Consider the following 13,589-nt stretch of genomic DNA (forward strand, 5'->3'; position numbering starts at 1 on the left):
ATAGATGGGTGCTACTCCTAACCATGGGCGTACACCGGGAATACCGGCAGTGAAGCCAGTCGAGATGCGCGTCACTGAACGTGGCTGGGCTTTGAAGGTGAACCGTGACCCCGTCATAGCCTTGGAACTTGCGCCCGTCGTCCGGACGCGTAGTGTCTGACACATCGAAAGGAGCCCCTCCGTGCAACAAGTCTGCACCTGCACGCACTGCCAGTGGGTCAACTCCGAACATTCGGCGCGCGCGAATCGCGCACGCTGGGCTCGACTCGACCCGGATGCCCGCAGAGCCGCGACCGCGAAGGCAACGGCAGCGTCAGCCCTCGCCGCCGCGCGACGCCGAGCCGAAAAGGCGCAGGAGAAAGGGGCGGCCTGACAAGGAAAGGACCCCACAAACGACGAAAGGCCGCTGTTAGCCGCAGCGACCGATCGCCGAATCGCCAAAAGGCAATTCATGATTCCCCTGCGAAGGAAATCAAGAACGATGATACGTGAATCGCATAATGGCGTCCACGTGACGTCGCACCTGCGTGACGGTGTCGCGCTGCCCGCACCCCCGCCGACCGCGCCGAGCCTGCCGCCGCTGCCAGATCGGGAACGCGACCCGGCCGGCTACCTCGACGGCATGAGGGCCCGCGTGACCGCGTCCAGGCTGGCCCAGGGCCTCCCCCCGCGGATCACATCGCCGCTCGCGCTCGACAGGATCGCCGCGCTGATGCGCCTGCCGGCAGCCGCAAGCGAGGACGCTCCCGCAGCCTGAGCGACACCCCGGCAGCGTCCCCGCCCGCCGGCACCATCGTGACTGGCGGGCGAGGACAGCACCGGCGCAGCGAAGCGCCTAAGAATCCACGACACGCCGAATTCCCGAACCTGACATAGCGCGCCTACCTGGTCGAACCAGGTAGGATGATGTTAAGCGCCTACGTCGGGGCCGGGAGCCCCTCGGGTTGTCCTCTTACTCGTCTCGTGAAATCCCCGAGAGCGAATTGACAACGTCTGACTTTTGTTCGCGCTGCCAGGAAATCATTTCCCAGCGCCAGCGTAACGCTGTCCGAGCCCGCTGGGCGCGCCTCTCCCCCGAGGAACGTCGCGCCGCCGTTGAACCTGCTGCCGCCGCCCGGCGCAAGAAAGGCCAGCCCACCGAATCCGATGCCACCCCGACCATGGGGAGCGAGCCCGTCGATGCGTGACATGAAAGACGGGGCTGGTGTGGCGACCAGCCCCGTCAAAGAATCGCGCCCCCACGGCAACAATCCTGCGACCATCATAACTCGGCACTCCGACGAAATCGCACGACTCCGCGCGCATCTCCGCGTCTTGGCCGCTGGTGCCGGCCGGCCGCTGCGGACCCGGGACGACGAGCTCCGCCGCCAGGACACCCGGGAGCGCACTGCCCTCGGCCGCCCCGGCCGGATGGGTGGCTGAGGTGGGGTACGAGCTGCSGCGGTGGCTCCGTGAGGCGATGGGGCCCGAGGTGCCGCCGGGGCTCTCGCGGCTCGTGGCCTACGAAATCGCCGACGACGCCAGCGACGAAACACGGCTGAGCTTTGCGGATCTTGCGGATCTGTGTCGCTGGACGGGTGCCAAGGACACCAAGGCGGTCCGTGACGCGCTGCTGCGCCTCGGCAAGGCCGGGTGGGAGTTCCGGGTGCCGATGGGGACAGGCAGCGACGGGCGTGTCGTGTACGCAGCGAAGCGTCACGCGCTGGATTTCCTGGTGCCTCGGGGGCGCCGTGTCGAGGGGTCCGATGGTCTTGGCTCAGACCTCATAGGGCCGAGCGAGTTCGGCCCTATGAGGTCGTCAAAGGGCCGAACTCACTCGTCAAAGGGCCGAACCCAGTCACCAAAGGGCCGAACCCAGTCGGCCCCCTCTCCTCAGGTCTCCTCAGGTCCCCTCAATCTCTCTCGGCCGGGTCTCTCGGTCGTGGCTGCGGACGAGGCGCACACGAGGCGCCTGACGGATGCAGAGCAGGCGCTCCGTGCTGCTGGCATGACAGACGAGAGAGAGATCATCGAGTGCACCAAATGGATCACCGAGCTCCACCGCGTCCGCAGCCAAAGGTGGTGGCGCAGCCTCCCCTCCCAGGACGTCCAGGAGCACATCGCCGCCTGGCGCGCCCAGCGCACGCCCGCCGCCCCGTCCGTGCCGCCCTGGTGCGGGGAGTGCGGTGACGGGGAGCCCGCCGCCCGCACCAATCTCCGGTTCCGCCGCGCTGAAGGCGCGCCGTGCCCCCGCTGCCACCCCGATGCCCTGCAGGAGTCCGCGTGACAGCCGCCGACGACCCGATGCTCACCGCCCCGCCCCACGACCTCCGAGCCGAGGCTGCGGCCCTGGGCGGCTGCCTCATGTCGACGGACGCGACCGCCGACGTCATCGAGATCCTGTCCCCGGGCGACTTCTACCGGCCGGCGCACGCGACGGTGTACGAGGCGATCACGAGTCTGTTCGCCCGCGGCGAGCCCACCGACGCCATCAGTGTCGCCGCCGAGCTGGGCCGGCAGAACCTGCTGGAGCATGTAGGCGGGCCCGCCTACATGCACACGCTGATCTCCAGCGTCCCGACCGCGGCGAACGCGGGGTACTACGCGCGGATCGTCGCGGACACGGCGATCCTGCGCCGGCTCGCCGAGGCAGGCTCGACCATCCGGCAGATCGGGCTCACCCCCAGCCCGGAAGGCGCCGCCGAGGCAATCGACCGCGCCGAAGCGAAGCTTTACGCCGCCACAGCCACCGCCCGGCAGGCAGGCGGCCCCGAGGCCCCCGCTGACAGCCTCCACCGCACCCTGGACCTTCTCGAACGCCTGGCGGCCTCGGACGGCCCGGTCCCCGGCCTTCAAACCGGGTTCGCCGAGCTCGATGAGATGTTGTGCGGGCTACGCGGTGGCCAGTTCATCATCGTTGCGGCCCGCCCGGCCGTCGGAAAGTCGACCCTCGGCCTGGACATCATCCGCCACGCCACACTCCGCCTCGGCAAGTCCGCGATCTTGTTCAGCCTGGAAATGAGCGCGGACGAAATCGACCTGCGGACGATCTCCGCCGAGGGCCGCATCCCGCTCCAGGCCCTGCGGTCGGGCCAACTCGGTGAGGCGGACTGGGCCGCGGTCAGCCGGGTCAGCGGCCCCCTCGCCGCATCACGGCGCTACGTCGACACGTCGACGGACACGCTCATGGGCATCCGATCGGCCTCCCGCAGGTTCCAGCGGCGGCACGGCCTCGACCTGGCGGTGATCGATTACGCGCAGCTTGTCCGCCACGGCGGCCGCGTCGAGAACCGGCAGCAGGAGGTCAGCGAGATCTCCCGGTCCTTGAAGCGCCTCGCGGGCGAGCTGGATGTGCCGCTGGTCGTCTTGTCGCAGCTCAATCGGGCGTCCGAGCAGCGGGCCGACAAGCGCCCGCAGCTCTCTGACCTGCGGGAGTCGGGCAGCCTCGAACAGGACGCCGACATTGTGATCTTGATTCATCGCCCGGAGCTCACCGAGGACAACTCTCCCCGAGCTGGCGAGGCCGACCTGATCGTCGCCAAGAACAGGAACGGCCCTACGGGCACCGTCACCGTCGCCTTCCAGGGCCGCTACTCCCGGTTCTCCGAGATGGCCGCCTGATGGACGCTGCCGGCCTTCGCGCTGAATCGCTCACCCGGGTCCAGGCCGCCATCGCCGCGGCTCGCACGCAGACCGCCGCCCACCGCCAGGCAGACCGCCACAAGCGGGCCCGCCGGACCGCCGGCCTCGAAGCACGCCACGCCCGCAAGCTCGCACGCACCACCCGGGAGACACCGTGACCACCCCCCGCGCGACCGGCCGCTGCCGCACCTGTGCCGCCGACGTCCCGATCCGCCGGGACGCATTGCTTCGCGTCCACGGTGCTGCAGGGCTCCGGTGCCCCGGCTCCGGCACCCCGCCCTGGACCCCGCCCCGGGAGACCACCTGCCGCCTGTGCACCCGGCCGGCCGACCCCGGCCTGAGCCCGTTTGCCGGCTGGTGCTCGCCGAGGCACCGCGACGCCGGCCGCGCCGCCCTCCGCCACCGCGCAGCCGAACGTTCGCGGGCCAGCTGGCGAGCCATCACCGGCCGCACCGCCGCAGCCCAGGACGGCCCCCGATGACCGTCATCCCCACCGAGGACGGCCGGCCTCGGTGCCGTTGCTGCCACCGTCTCCTGCGCGCCCCCACGTCCCGGGCCCTGCTCGTGGGCCCTCAGTGCCTCGCCCGGCTCCCTGCAGGGGACCGGCACCGCCTCGTGCTCGCCGCGGTTCGCGCCGCGCGGCACGTGCCGCTGCAACCGCCGCTGACCTCCGCCGCGTGACCGCCTCGCGCCCGGTCCGGGGACCGCCTCGGGTCGGGCCTCGACCGCCAGCCCACCCCCACCCAAGGAGAAAAGATCATGATTCCCGCTATCGGCTGGTCCGCCGCTTACTCGGCGACTCCCGATTCCCCTGCCGTCTACTCCCGCGACGTGATCGCCTGGGACTCCGCCGGCCGCGCCTTGGTCGTCGACGAACGGAAGGGCACGCTCGTCCCCGCGAGCGACCCGGGCGACGACGGCCTGACCTTCCGCCGGCTCGAAGAGCGGGGCAGGCCCGGCCGGATCGTCCCCGGAGACGGCTGGACAGCCCAGCTCACCTGGGACCACGGCGGCATGACCGTCGAGCGCGTGCTCGCGTGGGAGATCGACGCGAACGGCAACGGCGGGCGCCCGCTCTTCGCCTCTCCCGTCGGCCCGATGCCGCTGCAGAGCTTCGTCGGCGTGGAAGGCGTGGAGTACGAACACGCGACGGACGCCACCGCCTCGACGCGGGCCTGATCACACCAGCTCACCGCGGCCCGCGCGGCATCGACTACCGCGCGGGCCGCACCACCCCGCCCGCTCTCCAGCTCACCCCCGACTCCCTCGCCTCCACAGCCACCGGCTTCGCCGCTTCGCCCGGTGCCGAGGCGAAGGCCCCCTGTACGGCAGCGCTGGGTAGATGTCGTAGTCCGGCTCGGGATCCGCGGGCATCCCCGCGCATGCGAGCCCGTCGGGCGGCTCCCACCCCGGCGGCGCCGGCGGATCACCGCGGATCACCACGTCGTCATCGTCCTGCCGTTCGCCCCCCGTCATGTCCGGATCTTCCCCCTGGAGACCCCTATGCCAGCAACCACCGACCGGCCCTGGAAGGAGCGCGCCCGCCTCACTGCCCCCACGGCGAGGTTCCTGCCTCCGCCCGCGCCCACAGACTCCCGGGCCTTCCCGCCGGCTCGGAGCGGACCGGTGGCCATCGCCCCGTGGTCCGGGCTCCACTCCCCGGACGCATTCGCCTGCCCCTCCTGCAGCGCCGTGGCCGTCCCTGACGCACACGGCGYCCTGACCGTCACGCACACCCCGGCCTGCCCCACACGGAGGACCCCATGAGCACGACCCGCCCGGACCTCGACCCCCGCGAGCTCCACCGCGAAGCCCAGCACTACGAGTTCGTCTCCAAGGTCACCGACGTCTTCAAGCACTCCGGCTTCACGGTCTTCCGGCAGTCGCCCAGTAACCGGCGCCCCGTCCGCATCCTCACCGGGCCTCCGACCTTCCTCGCGGTCGCAGGCCCCCGGATCGCGGCCGTCTGGTGCCCGCCCAGCTTCAACAGCCGCCGCCACACCGCACCCCGCACCGACGACCTCCCCGCCAACATCGAGATCTACATCGTCGCCCCCGGGGAGCTCACCACCCTCCCCGGCCGGATCCTCGCCCAGATCACCGACCGCCCCCACACCCAGGACCAGCCGTGAACCCAGAGTCAGAGGGGCGAACGTTCGTCGGGGGCCTCGTGTGCGTGTTGGCGCCCGCCGAACGTTCGGCGGGCTGGCCGGGGCCGCCGGTCGGGGAGGAGGCGCAGCGGCTACGGTCCGGTCTGGGAGCCGAGCTGCGCCAGCTCCGCGAAGCCGCTGGCCTCTCTACCAGGTTGCTCGCTGCGCGGACCGGTGTCTCCCGCCGGATGGTCAGGGACCTGGAGGGGGGTGCCCGCCGGCCCCGGGTGGAGACGCTGCGCCGGCTCGCCGGGGCGCTTGCGCCGAACAGCGCCGAACGGGTGTTCGGCAAGCTGGTCGATCTGGCTGGGGAGAGCGTGCGACCGGACACGGCCAGGTCGCTGCGGCAGCGTCGGCGGGCAGCCCGCCGCGCACAGCGGCTGGCAGGTGGTCGCCGTGCCGTCTGACCGGCTGGCGGACAGCCTGCCTGCTGTGGCCGAGGTGGATGGGGCCGGCCTCGGTGTCGACCTGGACGCCGTCCGCGCGCGGGTTGACCTCTACGTCCGCCACCGAAACGAGGTGTTCGCCCGCGCCGCGCTGGTGCTCGACCCGGCCGTGTTGCGCACCTTGGACCGCGGGCTCCGCAGGCTCCCGGCCGCTGGAGCGGTCGCGTTCCTCTCCGTGCTGGACGGTGCGACCCCGCGGACTCTCACCGCTGTCCGAGCCAGGCTCGCCGCGGCCGTGGATCCCCGATGGGCACCGTCGCTGGCCCTGGTTGACGCGCTCCAGCGGGCCCACCAGGCCGCGGACGGTGCGTTCGTTCCTGGGGCGGCTGTGGCTCCGGTCCTGGGTGCGGCTGTGGTGGGTGTGCGTGCGCTCCGGCCTCGGGATGGCGGGCTCGCCGAGTCGCCCGCGCTGCGCCAGGGCCTTGACGTGCTCGCTGCGGCAGAGCGCAGGCGCGTGGCTGGCCTCTCTGGCGTGGCCATGATCGGCCAGGCGGAGAGGGCACCGGAGACGCTGAGTATGAGCGTCGCCGAATACGCGGCACGTACTGGCTGGTCGGACCGCACCATCCGCCGCCGGCTCACCGTGGGAACGCTCCCCGGCCGCCAGCAGGCGGGCGGGAACTGGATCGTCTTCGTACCCCGGGAGCCTGATGGCCCGCACCAGCCCGACCCTGGCGGACAGTAACGCCGCCAGCGACGACATCGTCCGGGCGCTCGTCGACCTGGACACCGCACCCGACCTGGAGACCGCCGAGGACAGCAGAGGGCTTCTCGGCCGGCTCCTGGACGCCCGCGCAGCCCGCACCCGTGATCGGCTCGCCACTGAGGCGAACGCCGAGCGTCTCCGCGAGCTGGCCGACCTCCGCGCCGAGATCACCGCGCACACCGGCGACGCCGCTGACCTTCACCTCCGCCTGACCGCCGCCGTCGACGCGGTGTCCGAGCTCGTGGCCGCGGCCGACGCCCGGCGGGCCCGCTTCGCCAGCTGGCGGACCGCTCTCAGTCGGGCCGTCCCCGAGGGCTGGGACTGCGGCCCTGACGACGGCGGGTTCGGGTGGCACCAGCACGATCCGGGGCGGATCGCTGTCGGCCGCGGCGCCTTCGTCGGGCAGCCCGACGTGAACGTGCTCCTGGGCCTCGTCCTGCACCAGGTCGCAGCGCGTCGCACCCCGCCCGGTGAGGCGCTCACCCCCGCCGAGATCACCCCCCGCGCCCACGCCGAACTGATCGCGGACCCCGCCGCGGTCCTGCGGCGTGAGCTGGGCCCGCCTCGGGAGGGCCGATGACCGAAGAGGAGCCCTGGACCACGCCCGCGTTCGCGATGTTCGCCCGCGCCCGCGAGCTCCAGGAGGAGGCTCTGCGGGAGTCGATGTCCCGCAGAGCCTCGGCCGCATCCCAGCGGTCGGGGCACCAGGCTATGACCCCCGTCCCTCAGCGCGACGATCAGTGGCTGGCCAGCGCCCCGCCTGAGGAGGTCGCCCGCGCGTACGGGGCCGGTGAGCTCTCGCAGCTCCTCGGCGACACCACCCCCACTGCGCCCGTCCCCGGTGCCCAGTGGTCCGACACCGACCTGGCCACCGCGAGCCCCAGCCAGGTCAGCGAAGCCCTCGCGCGCGGCGACCTCCGGTCCCTGCTCGAAGGCGAGGACGGGCAGCCAGGCGGTGGTGAAGCCGCTTGAGCACGATCCCGGGTTTCACGCCCAAGGCCACCCCACGTGCCGTCCACGGCTCCGGAGATTTCGGCCACCGGCCCTCACCGCGCGGAACGGGCCTCGCCGGGCTGGTGGCCGAGCGGCGCCAGGCCGCGGCTGACCCGCTGCGGGCGAAGGTCTACGCCGACCCGAAGATCCGGAACCCGGAAGGGTTCCTGGTCTGGCTGGGCCGGCGTAAGGGCGGGCTGAACAGCCACCGGGGCCGGTCGTCCCGGCCGGGCCCGGGTACCCGCAAGCTCGCCCTGGCCGGCGGCGGTCAGACCCCGGACGCTCACCAGCCGGCGGAGAGCAGCCCGGCGGCCCGGCTGGTCGACGCCCCGACGATGCGCCTGTCCCGCGCCGACCTGGCACGCGCCGCGGGTGAGACCGGCACCCGCCGCCCCGCCGGCCGCACCGAGACGGCGACCAGGCCCCCGTCCCGCCCGGCCGCCCCGCGCCAGGCCCCGGCCGTCCACCGCGCACCCGCCCGCGAGGCGGAGACCGTCCGTCTTCACCGGCCGGCCCGGGACACCCCGACTGTGGCTGTCCGCCGGCCCACCCCGCCAGCTCCGGCCGCCTCGCGCCCGCAGCCGGCCGAAGCCCGGGTCGCCGTGCAGAAGCCGCCCCGGCCCGCCGGGGCGGAGGCACCGAAGCCGATCGACCTGCCGCCGCACCTGGCGAAGCTGCGCGTCGGCAACGTCAAGATCTCCGGCCCCGAGTCCCTCGGCCGCCGTTGGAAGCTGGGCCGCCGCCGCGGCTGGTCCTCGATCGCGAAGGGTCTCTGATGCCAGGATTCGGCCTCGGCACGTTCGGCTTGGGCCCGTTCGGGATCGGCGCAGGCGTGGGCGAGCCGGAGGAGCCTCCGCTCGTCCACGATCCCGCCTTGATCGGCACCCCGAGCAGCGGGACGCCGGTCGACCTCCTCGCGTTCGTCGCGTTCGACCGGCCCCGCCTGTCGATTCCGATCATGACCGGGGCCGACTCCACGTTCGAGGCTGACAACTCTTGGGAAGCTGGAACGGACACCTCGTACGAGGTCGCCGCCTCTGCGCAGGCCTACGCGGGCGAGAAGGTCGGCGTCGTCCAGCGCAACGCTGCGGGGTCCGGCAACCCGTCGATCTACTGGTGGTCTCCTCCCGGGTCGGTCGTGGCGAACCGCTGGTGGATGGCGCTGATCCACACCCGGCCCGGCTGGCAGGGCGCGCAGGCCCGCACCGTGCAGGGCACGGTCACGTTCATGACCGCGGGCGGTAGCTCGCTCGGCGCCGTCACCGGCACGGTGACCCAGCAGCTCGGCCGGTACATGCCGCTGTGCCTTGTCGGTCTCGCTCCGGCCGGGGTGTCCCGGCTAGTGTTCCGAGCCACCGTGCTCGGCGCGCCGCAGGGCGAGCAGCACCGGTTCGACACGGCAACGGTCGACTACCTCGGCACCAACATCAGCAGCAGGGTGAAGGGCTCGCCCAGCTGGCGCCGCGGGCGCAGCGACGAGCTCGGCCCCATCCAGGCCTCCACCCTCACCGCAACACTGCGCAACGCTGACGGCGCGCTCACCCCCGACAGCCTCACCGCACCAGCGCCGTACCTCGGCAACATCGACTCGAACCGACGGTTCGTGCTTCTGCGCCGTGTCGACGGGGTCCTTCTGCCGGAATGGGCCGGCGTTACCGAATCCTGGGAACAGGAAGTCTGGGCGGCCGGCTGGAGTGAGGTCGAGCTTCAATGCGTCGATGACTCCAAGTACTTCGGTGGCGAGGTTCTGCCCCCACTGCCCGCAGAGATCATGCTCGACAAGCCCGGCGCCTACTTCCGGCTGAACGAGCCCAAGGATTCCAAGTCGGTCGGCTCCCTCGCCGGAGACGGCAGTTTCGCCGTAGTCCTCACCTCGAAGTACGGCAGCGGCGCATCCGAACTCGGCGCGGACAACGCGCTCCCCGTTCTTGACAGTGGTAAGACCGCCGACGACGGGCAGACATGGCTGTCGCTCAACCCGTCCGAGGCAAGGCAGTTCGCCGGGAACGTGCTCGACCTGTCCGGAGTACCCGCTGCGCTTCCCAGCAACGCCAGCGGATGGACCGCCGAGATCTGGGCGCAGATGCCCACCGGCGCGATCAGTGAGACCCGGATCCTCTTCCGCACCGCCCGCTTCACCGGCGGCCAGGACCTCCTGTCCGGCTTCCAGCTGGAGATGTACACCGACGGCGTGATCCGCCTGGTCATGCCGAACAACCCGCCGGTCGCAGCTGTCGGCAGCTACGCCTTCGGCCGCACTTTCCCGATCTTCATCGCCTACGATCCGACGGTCGGCACCTGGGGGCGCGTAACCCTGCGGATCGCGGAAAGCTGGCAGGCAGTATCCACGACCCTCACCGGCAACCCGTTCAGCCCGGGAACACCGGACCGCGCCTACCTCGGCGGCTATTACGAAACCTACAAGCGGCAGATGAAGTACGCCTGGCGTACCCCGGTCGCGCACGCGGCGTTCTGGCCCCGAGTCCTCACCTCCTCCCGCACCGACGCGCACGCGGTTGTCGGCCAATACGGCAACTTCACCGGCGAGAGCGAGGGGAACCGGATCGGTGGCATCGCTTCCCTGGTCGAATGGCCGTCCTGCTGGACCCGGGTAGACCGAGGGCTCAGCGCCATGATGAGCCGTTCCTGGGCGGAAGGATCGGCGCTGTCCTTGGTCCAGGGGATCGCCGCGCAGACCGGCGCGATCGTCTACTTCGACGCTGCGGGGAAGCTGGTCATGCGGAACCGGCACCACCGGGTCAACCGCGACCCAGCCGCGACGTTCCGCGCGGCCGATGGGACCCCGGTGGCCGCGAAGCAGTTTCGTCCCCGCAAAGACGATCAGTATGTCGAAAACATGATCACCGTGAAGCGTCCGCAAAGCGCTACGGTCACCCTCCGGGACGAGCCATCGATCGCGCTGCACGGCAAGCGCGCCGCAGGCGACCTGGAACTGGCCGTGAGCTCCGAGCAGGAGCCGGTGGCACACGGCCAGTGGCGGCTCGCCACCCGGGCCACGAACCGCGCGCGTGTCGCCACGCTCGTCCTCCAGCCCGGTGCCCGGCCGGCACTCTGGCCGCTGCTGCTCACCCTGGAGATCGGAGACCGGATCTCCGTCGAGGGCCTACCCGACCTGGCGCCGTCGACCACGATGGACTGCCTGGTGGAATCCATCTCCTCTTCCTCGGCCGGCTCGCCGCGGAACGTCGAGGTTGAACTCGGCCTGTCGCCCTGGCGGGCCGACCTGCACCAGATGGCGGAGCTCCATGAGGCGAACGAGCCGTTCTCCGACGCCAGTCTCAGCATGCTCGGCGACCCCAACTGCCGCCTCGGCCTGTACTGACCGCACACACCCACCCATCGCATTCAGCCACCAGCGAAAGGAACCCATGCTCTCCGATGTGACCGAACTGGCCCCGTCCGACCTCATCCCCCGCAGCGAGGTGCCGGCACGCTGGCCGGCGATCAGCACACGCCTGGTCCGTCGGCTGACCGATGAACGGAGGATCGCATGCTGGGTCGTCGGCCGGCGGGTGTACGTCAGCGCGGCTGACGTGGAGTCGTACCTAGCTTCGTGTCACCGGCCGGCGGCGTAGGAACGTCTAGCGCCAGGATCAAAAGATCTGCGACAGCTGCGGTGGGGTGGCGACGTACACCGCTGTCTCCCACTTCCGACCGTCGCTATCCGAGCCGATGACCCGGAGCCGGATCTCCTCGGATCGGTCCGCGAGTACGCGAACCCGCCAGTCCATCCGATCGCCCGTGCTGAGGGTGCCGTGGTCGAGTGCCAGGTGAGGGGCGGATGAGGTGGGGATGATGCCGTCCTGATCGGGAGCGAACTCGACGCCGTGTCCCTCGACGATGGAGACAGTTAGCCGGGCAAGTGGCCATGGGCTGGTGAGGCGCAGCCGAAGGTGGGAGTGCCAGCTTCCCTCTTCCTCCATCTCGATCTCGCCGACGAAGGCCGGGTGCCGTTCGTCCCGACGGCGCTCCTTGTCGCTGCGGGCCATCTGCCGGGCGTAGGCGGCGCTCGCGACTGCGACAAGCAACGAGATGATCGAGACGACGAATGCGGTGATCTCCACACGGAGAGCCTAGGGGCACCCCGGTATCGAGCAGTCCGTCACGGTCTCTCACGGATACAACAGAACAGGCATTCTGTTGTATCTTTCGATCATGTCTTTCGTGATCGACAACGGGGGTTCGGGAGCCGTCGAGGTGCTCCCCGCAGATGACACCCTGACCCTCGCCAAGGGCGGGAGCCGTGTGCCGTGGCCCCGGCTCGTCGCCCTCTGGCTCGACTCCGGGTTCAGCCCGCGGACTCGGGAGGCATACGGCCGCAGCGTCGCCGAGTGGACCCGAGCGTGCGAAGCGTGGGGTATTCACCCGCTCGACGCCCGCCGTCCTCACGTTGACCGGTGGGCGCGCGACCTCGAAGCCGACGGTCAGGCCTCCACCACCATCAGCCGCAAACTGTCGAGCGTCGCCAGCGTCTACAGCTATGCCCTCGACGAAGGGCAGATCGAAACCAACCCGGCGGCCCGAGCCCGCCGGCCGAAGACCACCGACCGGCACCAGGCGCCGGGCATGTCCCGCGAGGAGGCCCGCACGTTCCTCGCCGCGGCCGAGGCGGACGGACCGCGCACGGCCGCGCTCATGGGCCTGCTGCTCCGCAACGGCCTGCGAGTATCCGAGGCAATCGGCCTGGACGTCGCCGACATGGGCTTCGAGCGCGGCCACCGGGTGCTGCGCCTCGTCGGCAAAGGCGCGAAGGCCGCGACGGTAGTGCTCTCGCCTGCCACGGCCCACGAGATCGACCGCTACCTGGATGGCAGGGACGACGGGCCGATATTCGCCACCTCGACCGGCAAGCGGCTGGACCGAGCCGCGGTCTGGAAGCAGGTGCGGATGCTGGGGCGCCGGGCGGGACTGCCGCAAACCCGGCTGTCGCCGCATTCGCTGCGGGCAACCGCGGTGACGCTGCTGCTGGACTCCGGGGCCAGCCTGCGCGACGCCCAGGACTTCGCCAGGCACGCCGACCCGCGGACTACCCGTGGCTACGACCGGGCCCGCGGCAACCTCGACCGGCACGGCACCTACGCGCTGTCCGCGTTCCTCGGTGAGTGACGCCAGYTGGGCAATCTTCCCAGCGTCGGGAAGATCGCGGCGGACGCCCCGGGCTCACCGCCCCATCCCGCGCTTCCCCAGTTGGTGCAGGTGGGGCCAGGGTCCCATACGGCCGAGGCGCGGACCTAAGGAGCGCCTCCGGGGATGCTCGTCTCTGTGGGAGGAATCTTCCGCAGGAGACGAAGCAGAAGATCCGCGAGAAGGATGATCTCTGCGGCTTCCGTCGGATCGTCAAACGTCACCCGGCGGTGGCTCGACGGATTCTTGAACAGGCCGACCGCACCTTTGAACAGCTCCATCATGGCGACCGACTCGCCGCCCTCGGCGTCGTGCCGGCAAAGAGGGCCCGCTGTCGTAGGGTCTCCGTTCTTCGAAGGTCGAAACGCCGCCTGTATCAGCGCCGTTCCGATCTGGGAGTTGGGCAGCCCGGACCGCTCGCGGACCTGGACCTTGAAGCCCCCCGGCGTGTCCGGAGACTCGATCTTCTGAGGAGATGGAGTCATGACACGGCGGTCGAGCTACCCGGCTGAGCTGCGTGAACGCGCG

The 13,589-nt window shown here is 71.1% G+C and carries 15 protein-coding genes; 13 read left to right on the forward strand and 2 right to left on the reverse strand.

Annotated features, from left to right (window positions below; genetic code table 11):
• Positions 1 to 511: 511 nt before the first annotated feature.
• The 12 genes from CcI49_RS17310 (at position 512) to CcI49_RS17370 (ending at position 11,259) form a co-directional block, all read left to right on the forward strand.
• Complete coding sequence (locus CcI49_RS17310; RefSeq protein ID WP_076827702.1) at positions 512 to 757, forward strand: hypothetical protein; 246 nt, start codon at positions 512 to 514, stop codon at positions 755 to 757.
• A gap of 1,230 nt (positions 758 to 1,987) precedes the next feature.
• Positions 1,988 to 2,266: a hypothetical protein gene (locus CcI49_RS41565; RefSeq protein WP_131831112.1), complete on the forward strand. Its 279-nt coding sequence runs from the start codon at positions 1,988 to 1,990 to the stop codon at positions 2,264 to 2,266.
• A gap of 17 nt (positions 2,267 to 2,283) precedes the next feature.
• Positions 2,284 to 3,600 (forward strand): replicative DNA helicase, encoded by a 1,317-nt coding sequence (dnaB, locus tag CcI49_RS17320; RefSeq protein WP_076827787.1) that lies wholly within the window; start codon positions 2,284 to 2,286, stop codon positions 3,598 to 3,600.
• Positions 3,600 to 3,779, forward strand: coding sequence for a hypothetical protein (locus tag CcI49_RS17325; RefSeq protein ID WP_076827706.1), 180 nt, complete (start codon positions 3,600 to 3,602; stop codon positions 3,777 to 3,779). The genes dnaB and CcI49_RS17325 overlap by 1 nt, the downstream gene beginning before the upstream one ends.
• Before the next feature lie 601 nt (positions 3,780 to 4,380).
• Positions 4,381 to 4,800, forward strand: coding sequence for a hypothetical protein (locus CcI49_RS17330; protein WP_076827708.1), 420 nt, complete (start codon positions 4,381 to 4,383; stop codon positions 4,798 to 4,800).
• A 584-nt stretch (positions 4,801 to 5,384) separates the two neighbouring features.
• Complete coding sequence (locus CcI49_RS40625) at positions 5,385 to 5,753, forward strand: hypothetical protein (RefSeq protein ID WP_076827713.1); 369 nt, start codon at positions 5,385 to 5,387, stop codon at positions 5,751 to 5,753.
• Entirely contained in the window at positions 5,750 to 6,178 is a 429-nt protein-coding gene (locus CcI49_RS40630; RefSeq protein ID WP_076827715.1) for a helix-turn-helix transcriptional regulator, read from the forward strand. The genes CcI49_RS40625 and CcI49_RS40630 overlap by 4 nt, the downstream gene beginning before the upstream one ends.
• Entirely contained in the window at positions 6,168 to 6,902 is a 735-nt protein-coding gene (locus CcI49_RS17350; RefSeq protein WP_131831113.1) for a hypothetical protein, read from the forward strand. The genes CcI49_RS40630 and CcI49_RS17350 overlap by 11 nt, the downstream gene beginning before the upstream one ends.
• Positions 6,868 to 7,503, forward strand: a complete 636-nt coding sequence (locus CcI49_RS17355) for a hypothetical protein (protein ID WP_076827719.1) — start codon at positions 6,868 to 6,870, stop codon at positions 7,501 to 7,503. Before CcI49_RS17350 ends, CcI49_RS17355 begins: the two co-directional genes overlap by 35 nt.
• Positions 7,500 to 7,895, forward strand: a complete 396-nt coding sequence (locus CcI49_RS17360; protein WP_076827722.1) for a hypothetical protein — start codon at positions 7,500 to 7,502, stop codon at positions 7,893 to 7,895. Before CcI49_RS17355 ends, CcI49_RS17360 begins: the two co-directional genes overlap by 4 nt.
• On the forward strand, positions 7,892 to 8,692 hold the full coding sequence (locus tag CcI49_RS17365) for a hypothetical protein (RefSeq protein ID WP_076827724.1): 801 nt from the start codon (positions 7,892 to 7,894) through the stop codon (positions 8,690 to 8,692). Before CcI49_RS17360 ends, CcI49_RS17365 begins: the two co-directional genes overlap by 4 nt.
• A complete protein-coding gene (locus CcI49_RS17370; RefSeq protein WP_076827726.1) occupies positions 8,692 to 11,259 on the forward strand; it encodes a hypothetical protein in 2,568 nt (855 codons plus the stop codon). Before CcI49_RS17365 ends, CcI49_RS17370 begins: the two co-directional genes overlap by 1 nt.
• 271 nt (positions 11,260 to 11,530) lie before the next feature.
• Here CcI49_RS17370 and CcI49_RS17380 read toward each other — a convergent pair whose 3' ends face one another.
• Entirely contained in the window at positions 11,531 to 12,001 is a 471-nt protein-coding gene (locus tag CcI49_RS17380; RefSeq protein WP_076827730.1) for a hypothetical protein, read from the reverse strand.
• A gap of 100 nt (positions 12,002 to 12,101) precedes the next feature.
• Here CcI49_RS17380 and CcI49_RS17385 point away from each other — a divergent pair, with 100 nt between their 5' ends.
• Positions 12,102 to 13,043 (forward strand): tyrosine-type recombinase/integrase, encoded by a 942-nt coding sequence (locus CcI49_RS17385; protein ID WP_198955552.1) that lies wholly within the window; start codon positions 12,102 to 12,104, stop codon positions 13,041 to 13,043.
• A 125-nt stretch (positions 13,044 to 13,168) separates the two neighbouring features.
• On the opposite strand, the gene CcI49_RS44460 is transcribed toward CcI49_RS17385, so the two are convergent.
• A complete protein-coding gene (locus tag CcI49_RS44460) occupies positions 13,169 to 13,546 on the reverse strand; it encodes a TIGR02391 family protein (protein WP_076827732.1) in 378 nt (125 codons plus the stop codon).
• Positions 13,547 to 13,589 lie beyond the last annotated feature (43 nt).

Origin of the sequence: Frankia sp. CcI49 (assembly GCF_001983215.1) — a bacterium.
GTDB lineage: Bacteria > Actinomycetota > Actinomycetes > Frankiales > Frankiaceae > Parafrankia > Parafrankia irregularis.

Bases quoted from the DNA above. Each gene is read 5' to 3' on its own strand.
- CcI49_RS41565 (WP_131831112.1), top strand. From the start codon at position 1,988: ATGACAGACGAGAGAGAGATCATCGAGTGCACCAAATGGATCACCGAG.
- dnaB (WP_076827787.1), top strand. From the start codon at position 2,284: ATGCTCACCGCCCCGCCCCACGACCTCCGAGCCGAGGCTGCGGCCCTG.
- CcI49_RS17325 (WP_076827706.1), top strand. From the start codon at position 3,600: ATGGACGCTGCCGGCCTTCGCGCTGAATCGCTCACCCGGGTCCAGGCC.
- CcI49_RS17330 (WP_076827708.1), top strand. From the start codon at position 4,381: ATGATTCCCGCTATCGGCTGGTCCGCCGCTTACTCGGCGACTCCCGAT.
- CcI49_RS40625 (WP_076827713.1), top strand. From the start codon at position 5,385: ATGAGCACGACCCGCCCGGACCTCGACCCCCGCGAGCTCCACCGCGAA.
- CcI49_RS17355 (WP_076827719.1), top strand. From the start codon at position 6,868: ATGGCCCGCACCAGCCCGACCCTGGCGGACAGTAACGCCGCCAGCGAC.
- CcI49_RS17360 (WP_076827722.1), top strand. From the start codon at position 7,500: ATGACCGAAGAGGAGCCCTGGACCACGCCCGCGTTCGCGATGTTCGCC.
- CcI49_RS17370 (WP_076827726.1), top strand. From the start codon at position 8,692: ATGCCAGGATTCGGCCTCGGCACGTTCGGCTTGGGCCCGTTCGGGATC.
- CcI49_RS44460 (WP_076827732.1), bottom strand. From the start codon at position 13,546: ATGACTCCATCTCCTCAGAAGATCGAGTCTCCGGACACGCCGGGGGGC.